The following is a 24,306-nucleotide window of genomic DNA, read 5'->3' as shown; positions in this document are numbered from 1 at the left end:
CGGCGCCATCGGGATCCGATAAGAGGGAACACCATGTTGGTCGTTCGTCCTGCCAAGCCGGCGGACCTGCCCGGGCTGGAACGCCTGGCCGGTACCGCCACCCCGAAACTCACCAATCTGCCTGCGCATCGCGACCGACTGGAAGAACGCATTACCCGCTCGCAGCGAGCGCTGGCGTGCGAGGTGGAGTTTCCCGGTGACGAGAGCTACACCTTCGTACTCGAGGACCTGGAACGCGGCGAAGTGGCGGGCACCGCCACCATTCGCGCCCAGGCCGGGGCCCATGAGGCGTATTACACCTATCGTCAGGAAACCCTGATCCATGCTTCGCAGCAGCTCAACGTGCGCCGCGAAGTCCAGACGCTGGCTCTGTCCCACGAAGTCTCCGAGGCCACGCTGCTATGTGCGCTGTCCTTGGACCCCCGCTACAAGGGGACCAGCGCCGAGAGTCTGCTGCGCCGCGCGCGGCTGATGTTCATTGCCCAGTATCCCGAGCGTTTCGCCAAGATCCTGGCGATTGCCTTTCCCGGCTATCTCGACGCCGATGGCGAATCGCCATTCTGGAACAGTGTCGGCCGCCACTTCTTCGTACGCGGCTACCAGGAGATCAATCACCTGGCCGGGGTACGCTCGAAAAGCTTCATCGCTGAGGTGATGCCGCAGTTTCCGCTCTATTTGCCGTTGCTCACGCCCCAGGCCCGGGCCGCCATCGGTCGCGAACATCCGCATCACGAGTCGGCGCTCGGCGAGATGCTCGCCGAAGGCTTCGTGCGCTCGCGGCACGTCGACATCTTCGATGCCGGTCCGGTGATAAAGGCCGAGTGCGAACGGCTGCAGACCGTGCGTCGCAGCACCTGGCATCCGGTACGCATTCGGCCGGCCTCGGCCCTGCCCGATGCCGAGCCGGCAATGATCGCCAACCAGAAGCTCGACGGTTTCCGCTGTGTCGTGGCGCGCTATGCGCTGTCGCCGACCGGCCAATTGATGCTTTCTCCGGAGCATGCCGAACTGCTCGGCGTCGAGGAGGGACGGGCGGTGTTGGCCGCGCCTTTGGCCTTGCCTGCCGGGGAAGACACCTTCGACGAGGGGGAGCTGTAATGCGCATTCGACCCATCGCTCGCGATGATCTGGACGATTTGCAACGCTTGGCCCAGGAGACCGGCGTCGGTTTCACCTCGCTGCCCGACAATCGCGAATTCCTGGCCGGCAAGATCGAGTCCGCCGCGCGTGCCTTCGAAGAGCGCACACCGGTCGATGATCGTTTGTACTTTTTCGTGCTGGAAGACGAAAGCAATGGCGAGTTGGCCGGCTGCTGCGCCATCGAGGCCCAGGTCGGGCGTGAAGTGCCGTTCTATCATTACCGGGTGGGCAAGCTGGCGCACTCGTCGGTGCAGCTCGACCTGCATCGCACCATCGACACGCTGTTTCTGAGCTCCGACCACACCGGCGATGCCGAGGTGGCCTCGCTCTATCTGCGCCCCGAGTACCGCCGCGACCGCAACGGGGCCTTGCTGTCCAAGGCGCGTTGGCTGTTCATGGCCCAGTTCCGCGATCGTTTTCCGGACAAAGTATTGGCCGAGATGCGCGGCGTGTTCGACAAGAATGGCATCAGCCCGTTCTGGCAGTGCCTGGGCAGCCATTTCTTTCCCATGGACTTCAACGAGGCCGATCGCCTGACGGGCATGGGTCAGAAGAGCTTCATCGGCGAGCTGATGCCCAAATTTCCGATTCATACCACCTTCCTCAGCGAGGAAGCCCGGGACTGCATCGGCAAGGTTCACGAGCACACCCGCCCGGCGCTGGAAATGCTCAAGAAGGAGGGCCTGCGCTGGGAAGGCTATGTCGACATCTTCGATGGCGGCCCCACGGTGGAAGCGTATATCGATGACGTTCGTGCCGTGCGCCTGTCGCGGCTGTGTCAGGTCGAGGTCGGGAAAGACCTGGCGCATACCGAGCGGCCGGGCTGGCTGGTATCGACCACCGGCATGGTCGGTTTTCGCGCCGCCTGGGTCGGCCGCGGCCCCAGCGAGGACGGCACCCTGACATTGACCGAGGAGGAGGCGTGCCGGCTGGGTGTAGGCACGGGCGATTCCCTCCGCGTTCTCGAGACGTGAGCCTGGCTGCGCTCGCTCAGGCCGCCAGGTTCGCAACAAGGTTTTGCAGTGCATCGTGATGCGCTGAACGGGAGACAACTATGCACGCCAGACAACAACTCTTGATCGGCGGCCAGTGGGTCGACGGCACGGCGCAAGCGTTCGACAAGCGCGATCCGATCACCGGCGACACGCTGTGGCAGGCCAGAGCCGCCGGCGACGAACAGGTAGCCGGCGCCGTTGCGGCAGCGCGCGAGGCGTTTCCGGGCTGGGCACGTCGTCCGCTCACCGAGCGCCAGGCGCTGCTCGAACGCTTTCGCGACCAGTTGGAAGCCAACCGTGAAGCGCTTGCCGAATGCATTGCCCATGAAACCGGCAAGCCGCTATGGGAGTCGCGTACCGAAGTCGGCGCCATGATCGGCAAGATCGGCATCTCGGTCACCGCCTACGCCGAGCGTACCGGCGAGCGCAGTCGCGACGTGGCCGGCGGCACCCAGGCCGTGCTGCGGCATCGCCCGCACGGCGTCATGGCGGTGTTCGGCCCCTACAACTTTCCCGGTCATCTGCCCAACGGGCATATCGTCCCGGCGCTGCTGGCCGGCAATACCGTGGTCTTCAAGCCCAGCGAACAGACCCCGATGACTGCCGACCTGACCCTGCAATGCTGGCAGGCGGCAGGGCTGCCCGATGGGGTGATCAATCTGGTCCAGGGCGCCGCTCCGGTTGGCCAGGCGCTGGCCGGCGATAGCGGCATCGACGGTCTGTTGTTCACCGGCAGCGTCAAGATCGGCCGGTTGCTGCACGAGCAGTTCGCCGGGCAGATGGGCAAGATCCTGGCGCTGGAACTCGGTGGCAACAATCCATTGGTGGTCAAGGACGTGCCCGACCAGGCGGCAGCGGTACTCACCATCCTGCAGTCGGCGTTTCTCTCCGGCGGTCAGCGCTGTACCTGTGCGCGACGCCTGATGGTGCCCGAGGGCGAGATCGGCGACCGGCTGATCGATGCGCTGGTCGAGGCCATCGGCAAGCTACACATTGCCGCGCCGTTCAGCGAGCCGGCGCCGTTCTACGCGGGACTGGTCAGTCCCGAGGCCGCCGAGGCGATGCTGCGCGCCCAGGACGACCTGGAGAACCGCGGCGGGATCGTGCTGTCGCGCATGCAGCGGGTGGTCGACGGCACCAGCCTGGTCACCCCGGCGCTCATCGATGTGACCGGCCTCGAGATACCCGATGAGGAGCACTTCGGGCCGCTGCTCAAGGTGCATCGCTACCGCGGCTGGGACGAGGCCATCGCCCTGGCCAACGACACCCGCTACGGCCTGGCGGCCGGTTTGATCGGCGGGAGCCGTGACGACTGGGACGACTTCCTGCTGCGCATTCGCGCCGGCATCGTCAACTGGAACCGCCAGACCACCGGCGCCTCCAGCGACGCACCGTTCGGCGGTATCGGCGACAGCGGCAACCATCGGCCCAGCGCCTACTACGCGGCCGACTACTGCGCCTATCCGATCGCCTCGATGGAGGGGGAATCGCTGGCGATGCCCGACAACCTGCCACCGGGCGTAACGTTATGAGGGGCAATGTGAACGACATGAACGTACAGGAAGTCAACTTCGACGGGCTGGTCGGTCCCACCCACAACTATGCCGGGCTGGCGCATGGCAACGTCGCCTCGATGCGCCACGGCGGCCTGGCCTCCAACCCCAGGGAGGCCGCACTGCAGGGCCTGGCCAAGATGAAGGCCCTCAAGGATGCCGGCTATCCCCAGGGCGTGCTGCCGCCGCAGCAGCGTCCGGATCTCGGCGCGCTGCGCGATCTGGGCTTCAGTGGCAGCAATGCCGAGGTACTCGAGCGCGCCGCGCGTGAAGCGCCGCAACTGCTGCGTGCAGTGTGTTCGGCGTCGTCGATGTGGACCGCCAACGCCGCCACGGTGACCCCGAGCGGAGATGCGCCGGACGCTCGCGTGCACTTTACGGCGGCCAATCTGCAGTCGAGCTTCCACCGCTTTCTCGAGCCGCAGACCACCGCTCGCGTGCTGGCGGCGATGTTCCGCGACGAGGCACATTTCGCCCATCACCCGGTGTTGCCGGCGACCCCGGCGTTCTCCGACGAGGGCGCGGCCAACCATACCCGCCTGGCCGCGACGCATGGCGAACCCGGCGTGCATCTCTACGTCTACGGTCGCCAGGCGTTCGGTGGGCGGACTGAGCCCAAGCGCTTCCCGGCCCGCCAGACCCTGGAGGCCAGTCAGGCCGTGGCACGCCAGCACGGGTTGTCCGATGCACAGACGGTGTTCGCCCAGCAACACCCGGACGCTATCGATGCCGGTGTGTTCCACAACGACGTGATCGCCGTTGGCAACGGGCCGGTACTGCTCTACCACGAGATGGCCTTCCTCGATGAGCAGCGCACGCTCGACGAACTGCGCAGCAAGATGGCCACGCCACTGATTCCGGTCCGCGTACCCAGCGAGGCGATCGGCCTGGACGATGCCGTGAGTTCGTACCTATTCAACTCGCAACTGCTCACCCAGCCCGACGGCTCTGGCGCCATGACGCTGGTGGTGCCTGGCGAGTGCGAGGAGAACGAGGCCGTGTGGCGAACCATTCAGGATCACCTGCTGGCCGGCAACAACCCGATCAACGAGGTGGTGGTCAAGGACGTCAAGCAGAGCATGCGCAACGGGGGCGGCCCGGCCTGCCTGCGCCTGCGTATCGTGCTGTCCGAAGTCGAGCGCCAGCAGTTGAGCGGGCGCGTGCTGCTCGACGACGCGCTGTATGGCGAGCTTACCGAATGGGTCAATCGTCACTACCGCGATCGGCTGGCGCCGGACGACCTCGCCGATCCGCAGCTCGCCGAGGAGACCCTCACCGCCCTGGATGCGCTCACCCGTATTCTCGCACTGGGCAATGTCTATCCGTTCCAGCTGGGCTGACGACGATCGGCCAAGGTTAGTTGCCTCTCGGTTCCCCGCCTGTCGGCGGGGTTTTCGTCAGGCTGCGTTCAGAAGGTGCGCTTGAGGTGCTCGCGATAGGCGGCGATATGGCCTTCGATATCGGGCGCCTTGATGACATCGTTGGCGAGGAAGGTGGGGAGGGCTTCCAGACCGACGAATTCCTGCGACTTGTGGAACGGGAAATAGACGGCGTCCACGCCGCGGCCCGCAAAAAAATTGCCGGGTTCGTCGAAAGCCTCGGCCGGGGCATTCCAGGTCAGCGAGAGCATGTAGTGCCGGCCTTGTAGCAGGCCTCCGCTGCCATAGTGGCGGCTGGCATCGTGACGAGAACGGCCATCGCTGGCATACAGCGAACCGTGGCCGGCCGTGAACACTTCGTCGAGGTACTTCTTGACGGTCCAGGGCGCGCCCATCCACCAGCCGGGCATCTGGTAGACGATGGCATCGGCCCACAGGAACTTTCGGACTTCCTCGTCGATATCATAGCCGTCATCGACCTTGGTCTCCTGCAGCTCATGACCCATTTCCGCCAGCGTACCGCGCGCAATGTCGTGCAGTGTATCGTTGTAGCGACCGCCAGAATGGGCAAATGCCTTGCCACCGTTAATGAGAAAAATCTTCACGGTCTCTCCTGTCGAGTGAGATTGCGATTATGGATGGACGTATTCTGGCGAGGTAGAGGTTGACGAAAAAGCCTGTAAACTGGGAAAGATAATTGACTTGAGGGCAACAATAGCGCGGCAGCATAGCCGTGAACCTAACCATGAAAACGACCCTGGAAGAATATCTGGCATTTCGGACGGTCGTGGAGGCCGGCTCGATCACGGCTGCCGCCGATCAGCTTGGCCAGACCACCTCGGGAGTGAGCCGGACGTTGCGTCGTCTGGAACAGAAATTGGGCGTCACTCTGCTGCGCCGAACCACACGCAAGCTGGAGCTGACCGACGAAGGGCGCGAGTTTCTCGGTCGCACGCGTTCGATTCTCGATGCCGTGGACGCGGCTGAAGAGCAGATGGCGTTATGCAGTCAGCAGCCGACGGGGCGCCTGCGCGTCAATGCCGCGCCGAGTTTCATGCAGCATGTCATCGTGCCGCTGGTCGGCGAGTTCCGGCATCGCTATCCCGGCATTGCTCTGGAGCTGGATACCCATGATCGCTATATCGACCTGCTCGAACAGCGCACCGACATCGCCATTCGCTTCGGGGAGCTGCAGGACTCCTCCTTGCATGCGCGGTTGATGGGGTACACGCCGCTGCGCTTGCTGGCCAGCCCCGATTATCTGCTCAGGCACGGGGAGCCCCGGAGCGTTGCCGAGCTGAGACAGCATACGCTGTGCGGCTTCAATCGGCTGGATGAACTGAATCGCTGGCCGCTGTTCGACACTGCGGGGCAGCCGTTACTGATCACGCCGGATATTGCGGCCTCCAGCGGCGCAACCCTCCAGGCCCTGGCCGTAGCGGGGCAGGGCATCGTTTGCCTGGCCGATTACATGACGCGCAGCGACCGTGAGCAGGGCCGCCTCGTGCCGGTGTTGGCGGCCCAGACTCAGCATATGCAGCAGGTCATTCATGCGGTCTACTACCGCAATACGGCATTGTCATTGCGTATCACACTGTTCCTCGATTTTCTCGCCGAGCGCCTTGACGGCCGTCTGTGAACGCGTCTCAGCATGAGGCTGGCTGGCCCTCGTCCCGCTGCCTGGCTGATGTTCGACTACGTTAAGACAGGCCCAAGTACATCCCGCGAGCCGGATTCGCGAGTTGTATGGGTTACGTATGCCGCAACCCACAGGAAGGAGACGGATATGTCCCATGATTTGCAGGATGCTGTCGTCGTCATCACCGGTGCCTCCAGCGGCATCGGGCGCGCCACTGCCCACGAGTTCGCGCGTCAGGGAGCGGCCCTGTTCCTGGCATCCCGCGACAAGCAGGCGTTGCATGACGTCGCCGAGGAGTGCCATCGGCAGGGTGGCCAAGCCAGGATCGTCGTGGCCGATGTGACGCGGTCAGAAGATGTGGAACGCCTGGCGCGGACCGCGTTCGACACGGCAGGCCGTATCGATGTGTGGGTCAACAATGCCGGTATCGGTACGTTGGGTGCCTTCGATGATATCCCTCTCGAGGCGCATGAGCAGGTCATCCAGACCGATCTTCTCGGCTATGTGCGAGGCGCCCATGCCGTATTGCCCTATTTCAAGCGCCAGCGGTCGGGCGTGCTGATCAACAACATTTCGCTGGGCGGTTTTGCCCCCCAGCCGTATGCGGCGTCCTACTCGGCGGCCAAGTTCGGCCTGCGTGGATTTGCCGAGAGCTTGCGTGGCGAGTTGCATGCCTGGCCGCATATCCACGTCTGCAACCTGTATCCTGCCGTCATGGATACGCCCGGATTCCGCGATGGCGGCAACTACACCGGACGAGACATCAAACCCGTGCCCCCCGTTTACGATCCGCGTCGTACGGCACGTGCCATCGTGAATGTCGCCCGTCGTCCGCGGCATAGCGTGTATGTAGGCAGCACGTCGCTACTGGCCAAGTTCGCTTATGCGCTGCTACCCGGTTATAACCAGGCCAATGCGCGGATGGTCGAATCGGCCCTGAGCAGGGCCGACGCCGATGCTACCTCGTCGGGTAATCTGTTCTCGCCGCCCGCTGGCGAGCGGCGTATCGATGGCGGGTTTCGTCAGCCAACCTCACGGCGAAGTGGCGCGCTCATCGTGACGACGGCCGCCGTGGCGGCGCTAGGCGTCTACTGGTATCGGCGTCAGCGGCACTGAGCCGCGGTGCGTTCCTCCTGTCGGTGGGTGATGGCGTATACTGACCCGCCATCTACCGCAGGAGGACGGTATGACCCAGCCCACCACGCCCACTATCGAGGCGTTGACTTGCGATTCTCCCCATCTGGAAACCGTCGTGACCTGGCAGCACGAGAGTTGGGGGCATCTAAACCCGTCGCTAACGTTCGATGCGCGTTACGACGAGGTGTGTGGCGAGTGCGGGCCCGGCGGGGTGCCGCGTGTTTTCGTCGCCCTGCATGAAGGGCAACCCATTGGCACCGCCAGCCTGATCGAGAGCGACATGACGACCCGCCCGCAACTGACGCCCTGGCTGGCCTCGGTCTTCGTTCCTCCCGAGTGGCGCGGGCAGGGCATTGCCTCTCGCTTGGTGCGGCGGGTCGAGGAAGAGGCACGCTGGGCGGGCATCGAACGATTCTATCTCTATACGCCCGACCAGCAGGCGCTCTATGCGCGTCTGGGCTGGCAGGCGTATGAATCCCTGACCTATCGCGGCGAGGCCGTTACCGTCATGACCCGCTACCTGAACGACGACACCCCGATCGCTTAGATCGGGGTGTAACGTTCCCCTGTCTGGCCAGGCGTAATTGGGCCAGTCTTAGCGGTGCCTGAACTTGTCGGGCGATGCCCTGCCGGTCAATGCCGCAACGCCGAGTACGGCACCGGCGACAATCGCCGTGGTCATCAGCGGATGCAGCGAACTCCGCGTATAGATGCTCGACTTCGACACATGACTCGGATAGCTGGTCGTCTCGCGCAGGTCGCCTCTAGCCGGCGTGTGGAGGCCAAAGTGCTGATGACGCTCGCTGTTTTCCGACTTCTGCTGTTTCACCGCCGTGGCTTCCATGATCTTGTCGGCCAGGCGTGGCGCGAACTGTCCCAAAGCGGAAATCATCTTGCCGCCACCGCCCACGAACATGTCGCGGTGAGGATGCACGGCACAGTGCAGGATGGCTTCTGCCACGACACGCGGATCATACAGGGGCGGTGGTAGGGTGGACTCCTCGGCCATGTAGTTCTGCGCGTGTTCGGGATAGGGCGTGGCGATGCTGCCCGGCTTGATCAAGGTCACGGCGACAGGCTCGCCGGCTTCCTCGAGTTCCATGCGCAAGGCATCGGTAAAGCCCTTGACGGCATGCTTCGAGGCGGAGTACATGCCCTGAATGGGCAGGGCGCGATCCGAGACTGTCGAGCCGAGGTTGATGATGACACCACCATGTTCACGTGGCTTCTGGGTAAAGTAGCGTGCTGCCTCCAGCGAGCCATGCACGACACCCCAAAAGTTGGTATCCATCAGCCGCCGGTTGTCTTCCATCTTGATGTCGAGCATGCGTCCGTAGATCGATACGCCGGCATTGTTGACCCAAGTGTCGAAGCCGCCGAAGCGGCCGATGGCGGTGGCGGCGACCTCGCGGACCTGGGCTTCGTCACCGACGTCGGCGACCACATAGGTTGCCTCGGTGCCGGCTTCGTGACACTCCCCGACGAGCAGCGACAGTGCAGTCTCGTCGCGTGCCGCCAGTACCAGTCTCGCGCCGTGGTCGGCCGCCATGCGCGCCGTGGCCAGGCCGATACCCGTCGTCGCTCCGGTTATCACGATGACCTGCTCATCGAGCGGTTTCAAACGCAGTGCCATATTGCTCTCCTTGCCCGTGGTCACAGGCGTTGCAGTGCATGTAGGGTTCATTTCCCTGTGGACCGTCCGCTAAGCATAGAAGCCAAGCCAGAATTGCAAAGTGCAGAAGCTCGATCGTGGGCTTGGCGTCGCGGGCCGTATCCGTCACGCTGCATGCTGGAGGCACCGTCCCATTCTTGTCGAAGGAGCCTGCGCATGTCGCAGCCATTGACGCGCCACAATCGCCCCCGCCAGGTACTCGAGGCCATTGCCACCGCCAATGCCGGGCTGTCCGATGCCCAGCGCGAGGCCAAATACACCAAGCTGGCCGAATCGCCGTACCGCTTCTTTCGCGGTACCAACCATCTGTACTGGACCGATGTCTGGCACGACTGGCGGTTTGCGCTGTACGGCGGCCTGCCTGAGACCCAGACTTGGTTGCAGGGTGATGCCCATGCCTACAACTTCGGTGCCTACGGCCATCACGACGATAGCGTCCGCTATGGCATGGACGACTTCGACGACGCATTGATCGGCGACTATCAATACGATGTCTGGCGGTTGGCGATCAGCGTGGTGCTCGATGCCCGAGAAAATGCCGGTCTGTCGCGCAAGGGCATTCGCAAGGCGCTGAAAGCGCTGCTCGAAGGCTATCATGACGAACTGGCCGGCCACGTTCGCGGCGAGACGCCCCAGGCAGTGACGCTGAACAACGCCAGGGGCATCCTGGCGCCCTTCATGCAGTCGGTGTCGGAAACCTGCAGCCGGGCGAAGATGCTGGAGAAATGGACGCGCCTCGGCGATGACGGACGCTGCTTCACCGAGCGACCGAAAAAGCTGGCGCCCCTGTCCCTGGAGCAGTCGACCCAGCTTCGTCAGGCCATCGAGCAGGAGTATCCCAAGACGCTGCAGGGGCATATCGCGCATGACGAGGCGAGCCACTTTCGTGTCAAGGACATGGCCAGCCGGCTCGATGCGGGAACCGGCTCGCTGGGGCTGGAGCGCTATTACGTGCTGATCGAGGGTGGAGCGGCACATGAGCACGACGACGTCATACTCGACATCAAGGAACAGACGCCACCGGAAGGCTGGCGGCTGATGAACCACGACGAGAAGCGTGCCTGGCGGCGGGCCTTTCCCCACGAGGGCATTCGCCATGCGGCGGCCTTCTGCGCAATCGCCGAACACCCCGATATCTATCTGGGCTGGTTGCACCTGGGCGACAAGGTATTCTCGGTGCGCGAACGCTCGCCCTACAAGGTGGATTTTCCCACCCAGCGCCTCGAAGGGGCCAAACCCTACCGCAAGCTGACCAAGCAGTGGGGGCGCATTCTGGCCCGTGAACATCTGCGCGGTGCCCGTGCGCTGAATCAGGACGATCCGGCCCGTTTTGCCCGCTGTGTGTGTCAGCGGCTCGATGGCCGTCTCGACAACTTTATCGGCATGGTCTCTACGCTGGCCAGAAGTTATGCCGACTGCGTGACGCAGGACTACCGCTTCTTCGTCGATTCACATGTCGCCGCAGCCGCTAAACGATAATGTCAATGCGCCATGACCTGCGCTTCCAGCCGGTAGCCATGCTGGTAGATGCTGCGCAGGCGCACGCCATGGCTGCCGTCCAGGGCCAGCTTGCGGCGCAGCCGGCTGATATGGGTATCCACCGTGCGTGTCGAGATGTCGCCCTTGATGCCCCAGACGACTTCCAGCAGATGGGCACGCGAGAGAAGTTCGCCGGGGTGATTGAAGAACAGCGAGACCAGGCGGAATTCGCGCTCTGTCAACGTCACCCGTTCACCGGCGAGTTGCACTTCGCGCTGGTCGCCATCGAGCGAGTAGGCCCCGAGGCGCTCGGTGGCGCCTTGTGCCTGCAATCCGGTTCGCCGGGCGAGGGCGTTGATGCGTGCAGAGAGCTCGCGGGGGCGTAGCGGCTTGGCCAGGAAATCGTCGGCGCCACTGTCCAGCGCCAGTACGATGTCTTCCTCCGTCTGGCTGGCGGTAATGAACAGGATCGGGCCTTTCCACCCGTCATGCTGACGCAGGTGAGCGGTGACGTCCATGCCGCTGGCATCCGGCAATCGCCAGTCGATGATGAACAGATCGAACGCCTGGGTCTGGATGGCCCGGCGCAATTCGCTGGCGCGCATGAACTGCGTGACCCGATGCCCGGCGGCGATCAGGCACTGTTCGATGAAGTCCTGCTGATCGGCATCGTCTTCCAGCACGCCGATATGCAATGGGTTTGGCATGTTTTTCTTCTTACCGGTAGCCACCGGTCGTTGTTTGAATACGGTCGGTCACACCCTTGTTCGTGACAATGGTTCACAGTTCGAGAGCGAGAGTTCGCAATACAATCGATGCGTCGGCAACCGAGGACACCGCCATGTCGCTTTTCCGCTCACGAGCCTTGTTGGGCGGCCTTTCGGCCTTTTTACTCTTTTCTATCGGCAGCCAGGCCCTGGCGCTTGAGGCACCGACCGGGCCGGTGATATTGGTGGTCAGCGGTCACATCACCGAAACCAACGTCGGCAGCGCGGCGCATTTCGACAGCGCCATGCTCCAGGCGCTAGAGCAACATGAGACCGTGACCGGGACGCCCTGGCATGAAGGCCGGGTGACCTTCAACGGCCCGTTGGGCCGCTCGCTGCTGGAAACCGTAGGAGCGCAAGGCGACACCATGAAGGTGACCGCTCTCAACGATTACTCGTCCAACATCCCTGTCACGGATTTCGAGCGGCATGACGTGATTCTGGCCATGTCCGCCGATGGACGCCGTCTGCGGGTGCGGGACCAAGGGCCATTGTTCGTGATCTACCCCTTCGACGAGGAGCCATCGCTGCTCAACGAAGAAGTCATTCACCGCTCGGTCTGGCAGGTGAAGGCCATTGAAATCCAGTGATACCGCTAGGGCATCGGGGGCCCTGTCGATGCAGTCGCTGTTATCGCGACGCTTTCGGATCGCCACGTTCGCGGCGATCCTGTTTTTTCTTGCCGCGCTGGTCACCGGTGGGCTGATCTATCAACGCCATCAAGCCATAGAAGGCCGTTTGTTGGAAAACCTGGTCTGGGCGGCCTATCAGTTCGACCGCGAGGTCCGAGAATTCCGTTTCGCCTTGCTGGATGAGGGCAATGACTCGATCGATGACGCCTTGCTGCGCCATGAAATACTCTACAGTCGCATGAACCTCTTGCTGCGAGGCGATATCGCTCGATCGATCGGGGACGTGGCGGGGCTGGACGAGCTCATTCAGCGCGCCAAGCGCTTGGTCGATGATACCGACGCTCTGCTGATGACCTTGCCCGACGATGTGACGCAGCTATCGGCGGGACTCACCCGGACACTTCTCGACAGGAACCAGACACTGCAATTGCTGACCGGCGATATCCTGGTCGATATCAATGCCCACGTCGCGGAAATGCGCACTTTCGAGCGCCAGGAACTGCTCAAGCTCTATTGGGTGGTATTGGTGCTGGTCGTTCTGTTGATGGCCTCCGGCGGTGTACTGGTCAGGGCGCTGGTGCAGGAGGGGCGGGCACGCTACGAAAAGGCCCGGCAACTCGAGAAGCAGGCCATTCAGCTCGATGAGGTGGCTCGCCGTGCCGAAGCGGCGAGTCGGACCAAGTCGGAGTTCATGGCAATGATGAGTCATGAGATCCGTACGCCGCTCAATGGCGTGATCGGCATGTCCGATCTGCTCGGCGACGAACGACTGACGCCTCGCGGTCATGAGTATCTATTGGCCCTCAAGCAGAGCGCTGCCGGGCTGCAGGTGGTAATCAACGATATCCTGGATTACACCAAACTCGAATCCGGGGCCCTGGATCTCGATGATCGGCCGTTCAGTCTGGCTGCGTTCATCGAACAGGTCTGTGCCGGCTATCGTTTGCGTCAGGACGACCCGGCCGTGCCGCTAACGTACCAGCTCGATGCCGAGCTGCCGACGTTCGTCAGCGGTGACATCGATCGCCTGCGCCAGGTGCTGATGAATCTACTGACCAATGCCTTCAAGTTCACGGACGAGGGTTTCGTCAGGCTCAGCGTAAGGCGCGCCGGCGAGCAAGACATTCGCTTCGAGATCCGCGATACCGGCTGTGGCATTGCAGCGAACGATCAGAAGCGTCTGTTCGCCCCATTCACCCAAGTCGATGCCTCGATTGCCCGGCGACACGAAGGTACCGGCTTGGGACTGGCCATCTGTCAGCGCCTGACCCGAGCCATGGGCGGCGAAATAGGCGTGAGCAGTCAGCCGGGGTTGGGCAGCGTGTTCTGGTTTACCGTCAGGCTCCCCGAGACGAGCCCTGTCGAGCCGTTGTCGCGCATCGTGACGGATGGAGCGGGACTCGATCGCCATACGATCCTGGTGGTGGAGGACAACCCGGTCAATCAGACCGTGACCGCCGCCATGCTCGACTGGATGGGGCAGGACACGATAGTCGTCGATAATGGCGAGGAAGCGCTGGCCTGCCTGGCATCGAACGTAACCATCGACCTGGTACTGCTCGACATGCAAATGCCGGTGCTGGATGGGCCGGAAACCGCATGCCGCTGGCGAGCGCAGGAACTCCCTGGCCAGCATCTGCCTATCCTCGCCATGACGGCCAACGTCATGCCCGAGCATCGCGAAATCTGCCTGCATAGCGGTATGGACGAGGTGATCTGCAAGCCCTTCACGCGGGAAGCGCTGTATGGCCTGCTCTGCGATCATCTTGGTCCCTGTCGTGCAACTGGCGAGGCAACGACCGCTCGAGCCCAAGACACAGCGGGGCCGGCTTCACTGCCCTCGAGCAGCGAGACGGCAGACGTTGCACTGATAGATACCGCCACTCAGGCAGAGTTGCGCGACACGCTCGAGGCAGACGCCTTGAGTGGGTTGCTGAAGACGTTCTTCGCTCGCTTCGACCGCCGCCTGGTTGCGATGCGGCAACATCTGGAAAGCGAAGACCATCAGGCATTCGAGCGTGAATCCCACTCCCTCAAGGGGGCTGCCTCATCGTTGGGCTGCCTGGCGATCGCCGAACAGGCGCGTGTCATGGAACAGCGGGGGCCGCTTGTCGATACCGCCATCCTACGGCGTGACTTGGAGCGCCTTGCCGATCTGGGCGTTGCCACGCGTGACGTGCTGCTCGGAAAATCGACAGTGCTGAATTGATACGTGGGGCTGCCGCTGTATAAGGTTTGGCCGCGTCATCCTCGAAGGACGTTTTCTCACTTTGCCCGTTGGATGGGCACGGGTTGGGCCTGTCAGGTCATTGAATGCGCGCTGCATAACGCTGGGTTTTATTTTTCAGTGGAAAAATTAAAAAAATATTAACTATTCCTTGTACAAGAAGTGGTCATCGGTTAATCTTGTACACGTTCGAGCGGCGATGAGTGGCGGTCGTCGTGCTGCAAGGATGCAGCCAATCGGATCGATTGGTCGGGGCATGGAGTGACGTACAGGACAGGATGTCCAGGGCAACAGGAAGTTGCCTGAACGACAGGGAACGTCATCGTATCAGGGAAGATACCTTCGACAGGAAGTCGAGGCCAAAGTCAGGGAAGCCCCGTACCACGCCCAAGCCCCGGTGTTAACGCACCGGGGCTGATTTGTTTGCAATTCAGGCTCCTTCCTCTCGGTAAGTTCCGGCAAGATCGCTTGCGCAGCGGTGGAACTACTCCATGCTCAGTCTGGCCTCGGGTCGAATGACACCCCCAGCGCCGGCAGCTTGGCGAAGATACCATGCATCGAATTGCATCGCGGGCATAGGGCGAGCGAATAAGTAGCCCTGGCCGATGTCGCAGTGGGCGTGACGTAACAAGGCTTGCTGCTCCGGGGTTTCGATGCCTTCGGCCACGACCTTCATGTCGAGTCGGCGACCCAGGTCGACAATGGTCAATGTAATGGCCCGGGCCTCACGGTCCTCATCGCACCGCGAGACGAAGCTACGGTCCAGCTTCAGTTCGTCGAATGGCAGTCGGTAGAGCTGGATCATCGAAGAGTAACCGGTACCGAAGTCATCCAGCGCCAGTCGGCAGCCACGTTCGCGCAAGGCCGACAGGATATGCCGTGCATAGCCGAGGCACTCGATGCCTGCCGACTCGGTCAGTTCCAGCGTCAGACCCTCGAGATGCGGGGTGTGACGGACCACGATCCGGTCGAAGGTCGTCAGCACGTTGGGTTCCTTCAACAGCTGGGCGGGAATGTTGATGGCCACGTCCAGTGCCCAGCCATTGGCCTTCCAGCGGGCCTGCTGTGCCAGGGCGAGGTCGAGTACGTGCCAGCTCAGTTCGACGATACGATGGCTGCGCTCGGCCAAGGGAAGAAAGCTATCCGGTGTGATCAGACCGCGCTGCGGATCCTGCCAGCGCAGTAGAGCCTCCACGCCCAGTACCTGCCCCGTTTGCAAATCGATCTTGGGTTGGTACGCCAGAAAGAAGTGGCCTTGACGAAGGGCATTGTCCAACGCGCCGATGGAGGGGGGCCTGTGCCGGTCGGCCAAGGATTGAATCACGCCGTCGAGCCGCTTCAGCAATTGGCCTTTGGGGATAAAACCGAGCATATGCATCCCCTGGCTCTTGCCGGTGTCGAGCACGGTTTTAGCCGTCTCGTCGTTGCAACCGCTGAGCAGCACCACGGCCGCGTTGAGGCGCAAGTCGCGCAGGTATTGCAGGATATCGAGCCCGGTAAATTCGCCCAGCCCAAAGTCGAGCAGGATCAGGTCCACGTCGAGCAGATCCGGCTGACGGGCCAACTCATCGAGGCCGCCCACCGTGATGACCTCGAAACCACGACGGCGCAACAGATGCTGGCCCAACAACTGGATTTCAACGTCATCATCGACGATCAAGGCGCGCTGTGGCATGGCATGAAAACTCCTGACAACGTGGCTGACGGCTCTTATCAAGTGTCCGGCGCAGAAGACAACGGTAGGCGGGAACAAAAAGCCCGGCGTGGTTGAGCGACACGCCGGGAAGACAGGGAAACTATTTCCTGTATGTCATGCCTGTCACGACTGGCGCGCTCAGAAGGATGTCCACTCGTCGTGCTCGGCCGTCTTGCGTGTCGTCTTTGCAGGCTTGCTGGGTGAAGGCAACGTCTTGCTCATGGTCGGCTTGGCAGCCTGACGGATTGTTGCCGAGGTGCCTTGCGCGGCGTCGCTCAGGCGGAACGAGGCCACCAGGGCATTGAGCCGCTCGGCCTGCTCGCGCATCTCGCTGGCCGCTGTACTCGATTGCTCGACCATGGAGGCGTTGTGCTGGGTCATGTTGTCGAGTTCGGTCACGGCGGTATTGACCTGGCCGATGCCGATGCTCTGCTCCTTGGCGCCGGCGCTGATCTCGCCGATCACGTCGGTGACGCGCTCGATGCTCTCGACGATCTCCAGCATGGTCTTGCCGGCGCTCTTGACCAGTTGCGTACCGGACTGAGTACGGGTCACCGAGGTGTCGATCAGCTTGCGGATGTTGCTCGACGCCTCGCTGGAGCGACTGGCCAGCGTACGAACTTCCTGGGCGACCACCGCGAAGCCGCGGCCATGTTCGCCGGCGCGTGCCGCTTCCACCGAGGCATTGAGGGCGAGGATGTTGGTCTGGAAGGCGATGCTGTCGATCAGGCCGATGATCTCGCTGATCTGGCTGGCAGATGAGTTGATACCGTCCATGGTGGTCTCGACCTGCTGCATGGCCTTCTGCCCTTGGCGGGCGATATCCATGGTCGAGTGAGCGAGCTGGTTGGCCTGCTGGGCGGCGTCCGAGGTATTGCTGACGGTCGAGGAAATCTCCTCCATCGAGGCCGAAGTCTCCTGCAGGTTGGTCGCGGCCTGCTCGGTGCGGGAGGCCAGGTCCTGGCTGCTCTGGGCGATCTCGTCGGCGGCGGTATGCACGCTTTCTGTGCTGGCGCGTACCTGCTGCAACGTCTGGTCGATACGTGCGATGAAGGCGTTGAACTGAACGGCCAGGTCGCCGATCTCATCGTTGCGCTTGCTGTCGATTCGGGCAGTGAGGTCGCCGTCGCCTTCGGTAATCTCGCGGATGCGCCGGGTGATCTGACGGATGGCGCGCGACATGAACAGCGGTCCAACCAGCGCCAGTGTCACTGCACCGAGGAAGACCAGGATCGAGAAGGTCACGATCGCGGTCTGCTGGGTATTGATGCGCTTCACGGTTGCGGCTTCCAGCACTTGTATGGTTTCTTCGGCAGTGATTTCGGCACGATCGTAAATATCGCGCAGTGCATAAAATGACTGCTTCGAAGTGGATTCAAGGTTCTCGATCGCCTCCGTCATGTTGCCTTGGGAATGAAGTGCGAAGGTTTTTGCAGATTGCTGAGTCCACGCTTGGAAATGCTTATCGAATTGCGTCAGTTTCTCGATAATTTCGGGGTGGCCATTCAATTCACGCTTGAATGTCTGCATGCCTTCATTAGCTTGGGCAGCGTTTTTGCGATACTCGTCGAAAAGCGTGTTGGCTTCCGGACTGCCGGGCTCCGCATGCAGGTATTCGAGTTCGGCGACCCGTGCCTGGTACAGGTCTCGGTCAGCGTTCAAGACAGCGCTCAATGCTGGGGTAAACGTGTCGCTGAACTCCAACATGCGCTCCTTGACGCTGCGGGTCAGCATGAAATCCGTGATGACGACCGCCAACAGGGCCAACGCCACGCCAATGAAGGCGACGGCGTATTTCACGCTGATTTTCTTGAAGTGCCTGGTCATGACGTACCTTTCTCTAGGAAGAGCTGGTGACTAACTTGGCGCAACAGTAAAACTCGGCCATATTGTTAGTCGACTACATGTCATGACTTGTCACGTTTGTTCACGTTCAAACTTACGTTTTTTTAAACTTGAACTTTTATGACGTTTTTTAAAGTGGTGTCCGGGTTTTGGGCGTGGCTGTTTTTCAAGTGCTTTCCCCTACGCAAAGTTCGAACCCGACATCATGAATCACTTGCGTAATCGGCTTACCCTCGATGCGCGCGATGACCTGTTCGGCAGCAATCCGTCCGATGGCTTCGCGCGGCGACACGATGGTGGTCAGACGAGGGGTGATGTGCTGGCCGAACGGCAGCCCGGTGAAGCCGGCGATCGCGATATCGTCGGGTACGCGAACGCCGGCCCGGCTGGCATGCAGGATGGCGCCGACAGCTAGCGTGTCATCGGCACAGTGGATGGCCTCGGTGCCCGGCCGTTGCCTCATCACATGGCGAAATGCCTTGGCGCCGATGTCCAGCGCACTGGCCTCGGGCCATTCCTCCAACGGCGCTTCCAGGCCGTATTCCTGCAACAGATCGCGATGGCCCTCGTAGCGCAGGCGGGCGCGATAGTTTCCGTCCATCTGCGCACCGGCATACACGATGCGCCGATAGCCTTGGCCGATCAGATGCTGTGCCATGCAGCGTCCGGCAGCGTAGTGCGACAGCCCCACGTTGAGATCGATGCCCTGGCCGAGCTCCATGATCTCCATGACCGGCTTCTGCCAGCGCTTGAGCATGGCGGTGCAGGCAGCGTCGTGACGCAGCCCGGTGGTCACCAGAGCGGAGGAGGACCAACCGAGGAAGGTCTGCACCAGTTCGTATTCACGGCGCATGTCGTATTCGGTGTTACCGAGCAGGATCTGGTAGCCGTGTTTCTCGAAGGTAGTCTGCAGCCCCTGGATGACCTCGATGAACACCACGTTGGACAATGACGGCACGATCACCGCAATGAAGCGCGAATTGGCCGAAGCCAGGCTGCCGGCAAGCATGTTGCGCACGTAGCCGACGCGTTCAATGGCGGCCTCGACGCGCTCGCGGGTGGCCGGGCGCACACTGTCGGGTGAGTTGAGTACACGCGAGACGGTGATCGTGGAAACCCCCGATTCGCGAGCGACGTCGGCCAGAGTCGGGTTGTCGGCCCCGCGTCGCTTACGACGTTCCGGCGGTCCTGAGTTAGACATTGGTCGCGCTCCCGTTCCCGAGGCTTGCGTGTTCTGAGAGGGTAATCTAAACCAGATGTTAGCGCTAACATCCAAGGCGATACAGCGATAACAACGACAAGGTGGAACACAGGAGACGCCAATGGCCGAGCGCGCCACGAACGCCGCAACGATAGGAGTCATCGGCCTGGGAGCCATGGGGCTGGGCACGGCCACGGCCCTGCTGGAAGCGGGGCTTGAGGTGATCGGCTGCGATATCAGCGATGTCGCCCGGCAGGCCTTCGAGTCGCGGGGCGGCACCAGCGTGGCCACGCCGCCCGAACTGGCGGAGCACTGTGATGTCGTGCTGGTGGTGGTGGTCAATGCGGAGCAGGTCGAGTCGGTACTGTTCGGCGAGACGGGGATGGTGGATCGGCTGGCACCGGGCAGCCTGGTGATGCAATGCGCCACGGTGGCGCCGAGCTACGCCAGGGCGCTCGGCGAACGGCTCGAGGCCGCTGGACTGCTGATGCTCGATGCCCCGATCAGCGGCGGGGCGGCCAAGGCACGCCAGGGCCGTCTATCGGTGATGTCATCGGGCAGCGAGGCGGCCTACATCAAGGCCGGGCCCGCCCTGGAGGCCATGGCCGAGACGGTCCATCGCCTGGGCGATGCGCCCGGTGCCGGCTCCAGCGTCAAGCTGGTCAACCAGCTACTGGCGGGGGTGCATATCGCCGCCGCCGCCGAGGCCATGGCGCTGGGCATCCGCATGGGCATCGACCCCGACACCCTCTACAAGGTCATCACGCAGTCGGCGGGCAATTCCTGGATGTTCGAGAATCGCGTACCGCACATTCTCAAGGGCGACTACACGCCGCTCTCCGCCGTGGATATCTTCGTCAAGGACCTGAATATCGTGCACCAGACCGGGCGCGAACTGACCTTTTCCATGCCGGTGGCGGCCAGCGCACTGCAGCAGTTCACCGCCGCCAGCGGTGCCGGGTATGGACGCGAGGACGACTCGGCCGTCGTCAAGGTTTACCAGCGCCTGTCCGGGATAACGCTGCCTGCAGCCAACGATGAGGAGGCTGAGGCATGAGTATCGTGCTCGGCGCCATAGCCGACGATTTCACCGGCGCGACGGACCTGGCCAACAACCTGGTACGCGCCGGCATGCGCTGCATCCAGACCATCGGCGTGCCCGACCATGACCTGGACGCCGATGACGTCGACGCAGTGGTCGTGGCGCTCAAGTCGCGCTCCTGCCCGGCGGAACAGGCCGTGAACGATTCGCTGACAGCGCTCGCCTGGCTGCAGGCGCAGGGCGCGCGCCAGATCTTCTTCAAGTACTGCTCGACGTTCGACTCCACGCCGCGCGGCAATATCGGCCCGGTCGCCGATGCCCTGCTGGAGCGTCTTTGGGCGACCCAGCAAGAGCAAGTGAAAGGCGAGCAGACGGTGATGGTACCGGCGTTTCCGGTCAATGGGCGCACCGTCTACCAAGGGCATCTGTTCGTCGGTGATCGCCTGCTCAATGACAGCGGCATGCAGCATCACCCCTTGAACCCCATGCGCGACGCCGATCTGGTGCGCGTGCTGGCCCAGCAGACGCCGCATCCGGTCGGCCTATTGGCCCATGCCACCTTGGACCAGGGGGCCGAGGCTGCCCAGGCGCATCTGGCCGAGCTGCGGCGGAAGGGCATTCGCCACGTGATCTGCGATACCCTCGATGAAAACGATCTGACTGTCCTCGCCGAGACGCTGGTCGACCTGGCGCTGGTCACCGGCGGGTCGGGGCTGGGTCAGACACTGCCCGAGGTTTACCGCCGGCGCGGCTGGCTGGCACCGGTCGCCAATGCCGGACAATTGGCGCCTTCTAGTGGCGCCGCCCTGGTGCTGTCGGGCAGCTGTTCGCGTGCCACCCTGGGCCAGGTCGAGCATTTTCTTACGTCTCATGAGGGGTTTGCGCTGGACCCGCTGACGCTGGCCGACAGCGACACGCAGATCGAGGAGGCGCTGGCTTTTGCGCGGGCGCGCCTGGACGAGACGACGCCGGTGCTGATCTATGCCTCGGCGTCGCCTGAGCAGGTCGAGCAGGCCCAGCAACGCTTGGGCGCGGCGCAGGCCGGCGAGCTGGTCGAACGGGCCATGGCCCGACTGGCCCGCGAACTGGTCGGTACCGGTGTCGGCCGGCTGGTGGTGGCCGGCGGCGAGACCTCCGGCGCCGTAGTCTCGGGGCTGGGCGTGACCGAGCTGCGCATCGGCGAGCAGATCGACCCCGGCGTGCCGTGGACGCAGACCCAAGTGGCCGGGCGCGATGCGCCGCTGTCGCTGGCGCTCAAGTCCGGCAACTTCGGTGGGGTCGACTTCTTCACCCGAGCCTTCGCGGCCCTTGGGCAGGGAGCGACCTCATGAACCGCCACGACGACAACCGCCTGCGTGAGCAGATCGTCACCTACGGCAAGTCGCTGTTCGATCGCGGCCTGACCATGGGCTCGAGCGGCAACATCAGCGTGCGCCTCGACGACGGCGGCTGGTTGATGACCCCGACCAATGCCTGCCTGGGACGGCTCGATCCGGTGCGCATCTCGCGACTCGACCGCGACGGACGCCTGCTCGACGGCGACAAGCCCACCAAGGAAAGCTTTCTGCACATGGCGATGTACGCCGAGCGCCCGCAGTCGCAGGCCATCGTGCATCTGCACTCGACCCATTCGGTGGCGGTATCGTGCCTGCCGGACATCGACACCCACGACTGCATTCCGCCGCTCACCGCCTACTACGTGATGCGCGTCGGCCGGCTGCCGCTGGTGCCGTACCACCTGCCGGGCGACACCGCACTGGGCGACGCGGTGAAGGGCCTGGCCGGCCGGCACAGCGCGGTGCTGCTGGCCAATCACGGCCCGGTGGTGGCGGGCAAGTCACTTGAGGCGGCGGTCTACGCCACCGAGGAGCTCGAGGAAACCGCTAAGCTGTTCCTGCTGCTGCGCGGCCAGAACCCGCGCTGCCTGACGCCGGAACAGGTAGCCGAGCTCGAAGCGCGCTTTCCGCGCGACTGAATCGGCAACCCACAACGACAAGAGACAGGAAGATTTCATGATCAAGCTGGCCGCCAACCTCAGCATGCTGTTCACCGAGCACGACTTTCTCGAGCGCTTCGCGGTGGCGGCCAAGGCCGGATTCCGTGGCGTCGAGTATCTGTTCCCCTACGCCTATGCGCCGCGCGAGCTGCGTGCCGCCCTGGACGACAACGGCCTGCAGCAGGTGCTGTTCAACCTACCGCCGGGCGACTGGGAAGCGGGTGAGCGCGGCCTGGCCAGCCTGCCGGGGCGCGAGGCCGAGTTTCGCGACAGCGTCCATGAGGCGCTGCGCTATGCCGAGGCCCTCGACTGCCCGCGCCTGCATGCCATGGCCGGGCTGCTGCCGGCGGAGGCCGACGAGGCGACCCGCGAAGCGCACATGGCGACCTATATCGACAACCTGCGCTACGCCGCGGGGGAACTGGACAAGGCCGGGCGAACCCTGCTCATCGAGCCGATCAATATCCACGACATGCCGGGGTTCTTTCTCAACCGCCAGGCCCAGGCTCGTGAGGTACTGGCACGGGTCGGCGCCGACAATCTGCGCGTTCAGTTCGACCTCTACCACTGCCAGATGAGCGAAGGAAACCTGTTCGCCAATCTCGAGGCACAGTTTCCCTATCTCGGGCACGTGCAGATCGCCGGCGTCCCGGGGCGTCATGAACCGGATGTCGGCGAAGTGAACTACCCCGCGGTGCTCGAACGCCTGGCAGCGCTGGGTTACGACGGTTGGGTGGGTTGCGAATACAAGCCGGCGGCGGAAACCGCCGCCGGGCTGGGGTGGGGTGCCGCCTACGGGCTGCAGGCCTGACCAGTCAGGTCTTATAAGCATGGTTGCGTGACGAACAACGATAAGGAAGGACGATGCACGTATTGATCACCGGCGCGGCCGGCTTTCTCGGTCAACGCCTGACCAGGACGCTACTCGAGCGAGGCGACATTGCTGGCAGGGCCGTGACGCGCCTGACGCTCATCGATCAGGTGGCACCGGTACCGCCATCTCACGACACGATCCGGCTCGACTGCCGGGCCATGGACATTACCCGCCCCGGCGCGCTGGACAGCCTGCTCGGCGAGCGTCCCGAGGTCATCTACCACCTCGCCGCCGTGGTCAGCGCAGCGGCCGAGGCCGACCTCGACCTGGGCATGACCGTCAACTTCGATGCCACCCGCGCCTTGCTGGAAGGCTGTCGCACGGCCGGTCTGGCCGAGACGCGCCTGATCATGGCCAGTTCGGTGGCGGTCTACGGCGGTGAGCTGCCGACAACGCTCGACGACATGACGGCACTGACGCCGCAGAGCTCCTATGGCGCCCAGAAGGCCATGTGCGAGCTGCTGATCAACGACTACAGCCGGCGTGGCCTGGTCGATGGCTGTGTGCTGCGACTGCCGACCATCGTGGTGCGCCCCGGGCGACCCAACGCCGCCGCGTCCAGCTTCGCCTCCAGCATCCTGCGCGAACCGCTCAATGGCGAGGCGGCGATCTGCCCGGTACCCACCGACATTGACCTGTACGTGATGTCGCCGGGGCGCGTCATCGATGCACTGCTGCATGCCGCGACGCTCCCGGGCGATGCGCTGGCACCGTATCGTAGCGTGATGTTGCCGGGGCTGACCGTCAGTGTCGCCGCCATGCTCGAGGTACTGCGCGAGGTTGGCGGAGAAGATGCACTGGCCCGTGTAAGTCACGCGCCCGACCCGCGCATCGAAGCCATCGTCGCCAGCTGGCCGGCACGCTTCGAGACGCGCCGTGCCGAGCGGCTCGGCTTTACCGGCGACCGCGACTTCCATGAAATCGTACGCACCTTCATCGCCGAGCGGGAGGCATCCTGAGGCAGGACTTACAAAAAGCACAATGATTCACTTGGCGGCAGCGCCGCCACACCACGAAGCGTAACGCGAACGA

At 63.2% G+C, this 24,306-nt stretch carries 20 protein-coding genes and 1 pseudogene; 15 read left to right on the top strand and 6 right to left on the bottom strand.

Annotated features, from left to right (window positions below; all coding sequences use genetic code 11):
- The first annotated feature begins 33 nt into the window (after positions 1 to 33).
- The 4 genes from MHM84_RS06300 to astB all read left to right on the top strand — a co-directional run bounded on the left by MHM84_RS06300 (position 34) and on the right by astB (position 5,028).
- A complete protein-coding gene (locus MHM84_RS06300) occupies positions 34 to 1,098 on the top strand; it encodes an arginine N-succinyltransferase (RefSeq protein ID WP_239263709.1) in 1,065 nt (354 codons plus the stop codon).
- A complete protein-coding gene (astA, locus tag MHM84_RS06295) occupies positions 1,098 to 2,114 on the top strand; it encodes an arginine N-succinyltransferase (RefSeq protein WP_239263706.1) in 1,017 nt (338 codons plus the stop codon). The genes MHM84_RS06300 and astA overlap by 1 nt, the downstream gene beginning before the upstream one ends.
- An 80-nt stretch (positions 2,115 to 2,194) precedes the next feature.
- Positions 2,195 to 3,667, top strand: coding sequence for a succinylglutamate-semialdehyde dehydrogenase (gene astD / locus MHM84_RS06290; protein ID WP_239263704.1), 1,473 nt, complete (start codon positions 2,195 to 2,197; stop codon positions 3,665 to 3,667).
- 17 nt (positions 3,668 to 3,684) lie between these two features.
- Positions 3,685 to 5,028 carry an N-succinylarginine dihydrolase gene (astB, locus tag MHM84_RS06285; RefSeq protein WP_239263702.1) on the top strand — a complete coding sequence of 448 codons (1,344 nt, stop codon included), beginning with the start codon at positions 3,685 to 3,687 and terminating at the stop codon, positions 5,026 to 5,028.
- A gap of 68 nt (positions 5,029 to 5,096) precedes the next feature.
- Here astB and MHM84_RS06280 read toward each other — a convergent pair whose 3' ends face one another.
- Positions 5,097 to 5,672, bottom strand: coding sequence for an NAD(P)H-dependent oxidoreductase (locus MHM84_RS06280; RefSeq protein WP_239263700.1), 576 nt, complete (start codon positions 5,670 to 5,672; stop codon positions 5,097 to 5,099).
- Positions 5,673 to 5,812: 140 nt separating this feature from the next.
- Between MHM84_RS06280 and MHM84_RS06275 the strand changes: the two genes are divergently transcribed.
- The 3 genes from MHM84_RS06275 to MHM84_RS06265 all read left to right on the top strand — a co-directional run bounded on the left by MHM84_RS06275 (position 5,813) and on the right by MHM84_RS06265 (position 8,390).
- Complete coding sequence (locus MHM84_RS06275; protein WP_239263698.1) at positions 5,813 to 6,706, top strand: LysR family transcriptional regulator; 894 nt, start codon at positions 5,813 to 5,815, stop codon at positions 6,704 to 6,706.
- Between the two features lie 147 nt (positions 6,707 to 6,853).
- Positions 6,854 to 7,822, top strand: a complete 969-nt coding sequence (locus MHM84_RS06270; RefSeq protein WP_239263696.1) for an SDR family oxidoreductase — start codon at positions 6,854 to 6,856, stop codon at positions 7,820 to 7,822.
- 70 nt (positions 7,823 to 7,892) lie between these two features.
- On the top strand, positions 7,893 to 8,390 hold the full coding sequence (locus tag MHM84_RS06265; protein ID WP_239263694.1) for a GNAT family N-acetyltransferase: 498 nt from the start codon (positions 7,893 to 7,895) through the stop codon (positions 8,388 to 8,390).
- A 48-nt stretch (positions 8,391 to 8,438) separates the two neighbouring features.
- Here the strand turns inward: MHM84_RS06265 and MHM84_RS06260 are convergent, their stop codons facing one another.
- The gene (locus MHM84_RS06260) at positions 8,439 to 9,476 is read right to left on the bottom strand and encodes an SDR family oxidoreductase (RefSeq protein ID WP_239263692.1); all 1,038 of its coding nucleotides are present in this window, start codon (positions 9,474 to 9,476) and stop codon (positions 8,439 to 8,441) included.
- 195 nt (positions 9,477 to 9,671) lie between these two features.
- Between MHM84_RS06260 and MHM84_RS06255 the strand changes: the two genes are divergently transcribed.
- Positions 9,672 to 10,994, top strand: coding sequence for a DUF2252 family protein (locus MHM84_RS06255; protein ID WP_239263690.1), 1,323 nt, complete (start codon positions 9,672 to 9,674; stop codon positions 10,992 to 10,994).
- A 2-nt stretch (positions 10,995 to 10,996) separates the two neighbouring features.
- Here the strand turns inward: MHM84_RS06255 and MHM84_RS06250 are convergent, their stop codons facing one another.
- Positions 10,997 to 11,701, bottom strand: a complete 705-nt coding sequence (locus MHM84_RS06250; protein WP_343218273.1) for a response regulator transcription factor — start codon at positions 11,699 to 11,701, stop codon at positions 10,997 to 10,999.
- Between the two features lie 134 nt (positions 11,702 to 11,835).
- On the opposite strand from MHM84_RS06250, the gene MHM84_RS06245 reads away from it, so the two are divergent.
- Together MHM84_RS06245 and MHM84_RS06240 are read left to right on the top strand one after the other, a co-directional pair.
- Entirely contained in the window at positions 11,836 to 12,351 is a 516-nt protein-coding gene (locus MHM84_RS06245) for a molybdopterin-dependent oxidoreductase (RefSeq protein ID WP_239263688.1), read from the top strand.
- On the top strand, positions 12,338 to 14,602 hold the full coding sequence (locus tag MHM84_RS06240; protein ID WP_239263685.1) for an ATP-binding protein: 2,265 nt from the start codon (positions 12,338 to 12,340) through the stop codon (positions 14,600 to 14,602). The genes MHM84_RS06245 and MHM84_RS06240 overlap by 14 nt, the downstream gene beginning before the upstream one ends.
- Positions 14,603 to 15,104: 502 nt before the next feature.
- On the opposite strand, the gene MHM84_RS06235 is transcribed toward MHM84_RS06240, so the two are convergent.
- From MHM84_RS06235 to MHM84_RS06225, 3 genes are all read right to left on the bottom strand, one after another.
- On the bottom strand, positions 15,105 to 16,295 hold the full coding sequence (locus tag MHM84_RS06235; RefSeq protein WP_239263683.1) for an EAL domain-containing response regulator: 1,191 nt from the start codon (positions 16,293 to 16,295) through the stop codon (positions 15,105 to 15,107).
- Between the two features lie 159 nt (positions 16,296 to 16,454).
- Entirely contained in the window at positions 16,455 to 18,143 is a 1,689-nt protein-coding gene (locus MHM84_RS06230) for a methyl-accepting chemotaxis protein (RefSeq protein ID WP_239263680.1), read from the bottom strand.
- 184 nt (positions 18,144 to 18,327) lie between these two features.
- Positions 18,328 to 19,362: a LacI family DNA-binding transcriptional regulator gene (locus tag MHM84_RS06225; protein WP_239263677.1), complete on the bottom strand. Its 1,035-nt coding sequence runs from the start codon at positions 19,360 to 19,362 to the stop codon at positions 18,328 to 18,330.
- A gap of 109 nt (positions 19,363 to 19,471) precedes the next feature.
- Here MHM84_RS06225 and ltnD point away from each other — a divergent pair.
- The 5 genes and pseudogenes from ltnD to denD form a co-directional block, all read left to right on the top strand.
- Positions 19,472 to 20,419: pseudogene (ltnD, locus tag MHM84_RS06220) on the top strand (L-threonate dehydrogenase); the annotation flags it as partial.
- The gene (gene otnK / locus MHM84_RS06215) at positions 20,416 to 21,735 is read left to right on the top strand and encodes a 3-oxo-tetronate kinase (RefSeq protein ID WP_239263673.1); all 1,320 of its coding nucleotides are present in this window, start codon (positions 20,416 to 20,418) and stop codon (positions 21,733 to 21,735) included. The pseudogene ltnD and the gene otnK, both read left to right, overlap by 4 nt.
- A complete protein-coding gene (otnC, locus tag MHM84_RS06210; protein WP_239263671.1) occupies positions 21,732 to 22,379 on the top strand; it encodes a 3-oxo-tetronate 4-phosphate decarboxylase in 648 nt (215 codons plus the stop codon). The genes otnK and otnC overlap by 4 nt, the downstream gene beginning before the upstream one ends.
- Before the next feature lie 37 nt (positions 22,380 to 22,416).
- Complete coding sequence (gene otnI, locus MHM84_RS06205) at positions 22,417 to 23,211, top strand: 2-oxo-tetronate isomerase (protein WP_239263669.1); 795 nt, start codon at positions 22,417 to 22,419, stop codon at positions 23,209 to 23,211.
- Positions 23,212 to 23,264: 53 nt separating this feature from the next.
- Complete coding sequence (denD, locus tag MHM84_RS06200; protein WP_239263667.1) at positions 23,265 to 24,233, top strand: D-erythronate dehydrogenase; 969 nt, start codon at positions 23,265 to 23,267, stop codon at positions 24,231 to 24,233.
- The last annotated feature ends 73 nt before the right edge of the window (positions 24,234 to 24,306 follow it).

Origin of the sequence: Halomonas sp. McH1-25, assembly GCF_022348165.1 — a bacterium.
GTDB lineage: Bacteria > Pseudomonadota > Gammaproteobacteria > Pseudomonadales > Halomonadaceae > Modicisalibacter.
The sequence above is the reverse complement of the archived record's forward strand: the minus strand, read 5'-3'. Positions and strand labels throughout refer to the sequence as shown.

Bases quoted from the DNA above. Each gene is read 5' to 3' on its own strand.
- MHM84_RS06300 (WP_239263709.1), top strand. From the start codon at position 34: ATGTTGGTCGTTCGTCCTGCCAAGCCGGCGGACCTGCCCGGGCTGGAA.
- astA (WP_239263706.1), top strand. From the start codon at position 1,098: ATGCGCATTCGACCCATCGCTCGCGATGATCTGGACGATTTGCAACGC.
- astD (WP_239263704.1), top strand. From the start codon at position 2,195: ATGCACGCCAGACAACAACTCTTGATCGGCGGCCAGTGGGTCGACGGC.
- astB (WP_239263702.1), top strand. From the start codon at position 3,685: ATGAACGTACAGGAAGTCAACTTCGACGGGCTGGTCGGTCCCACCCAC.
- MHM84_RS06275 (WP_239263698.1), top strand. From the start codon at position 5,813: ATGAAAACGACCCTGGAAGAATATCTGGCATTTCGGACGGTCGTGGAG.
- MHM84_RS06270 (WP_239263696.1), top strand. From the start codon at position 6,854: ATGTCCCATGATTTGCAGGATGCTGTCGTCGTCATCACCGGTGCCTCC.
- MHM84_RS06265 (WP_239263694.1), top strand. From the start codon at position 7,893: ATGACCCAGCCCACCACGCCCACTATCGAGGCGTTGACTTGCGATTCT.
- MHM84_RS06260 (WP_239263692.1), bottom strand. From the start codon at position 9,476: ATGGCACTGCGTTTGAAACCGCTCGATGAGCAGGTCATCGTGATAACC.
- MHM84_RS06255 (WP_239263690.1), top strand. From the start codon at position 9,672: ATGTCGCAGCCATTGACGCGCCACAATCGCCCCCGCCAGGTACTCGAG.
- MHM84_RS06250 (WP_343218273.1), bottom strand. From the start codon at position 11,701: ATGCCAAACCCATTGCATATCGGCGTGCTGGAAGACGATGCCGATCAG.
- MHM84_RS06245 (WP_239263688.1), top strand. From the start codon at position 11,836: ATGTCGCTTTTCCGCTCACGAGCCTTGTTGGGCGGCCTTTCGGCCTTT.
- MHM84_RS06235 (WP_239263683.1), bottom strand. From the start codon at position 16,295: ATGCCACAGCGCGCCTTGATCGTCGATGATGACGTTGAAATCCAGTTG.
- MHM84_RS06230 (WP_239263680.1), bottom strand. From the start codon at position 18,143: ATGACCAGGCACTTCAAGAAAATCAGCGTGAAATACGCCGTCGCCTTC.
- MHM84_RS06225 (WP_239263677.1), bottom strand. From the start codon at position 19,362: ATGTCTAACTCAGGACCGCCGGAACGTCGTAAGCGACGCGGGGCCGAC.
- otnK (WP_239263673.1), top strand. From the start codon at position 20,416: ATGAGTATCGTGCTCGGCGCCATAGCCGACGATTTCACCGGCGCGACG.
- otnC (WP_239263671.1), top strand. From the start codon at position 21,732: ATGAACCGCCACGACGACAACCGCCTGCGTGAGCAGATCGTCACCTAC.
- otnI (WP_239263669.1), top strand. From the start codon at position 22,417: ATGATCAAGCTGGCCGCCAACCTCAGCATGCTGTTCACCGAGCACGAC.
- denD (WP_239263667.1), top strand. From the start codon at position 23,265: ATGCACGTATTGATCACCGGCGCGGCCGGCTTTCTCGGTCAACGCCTG.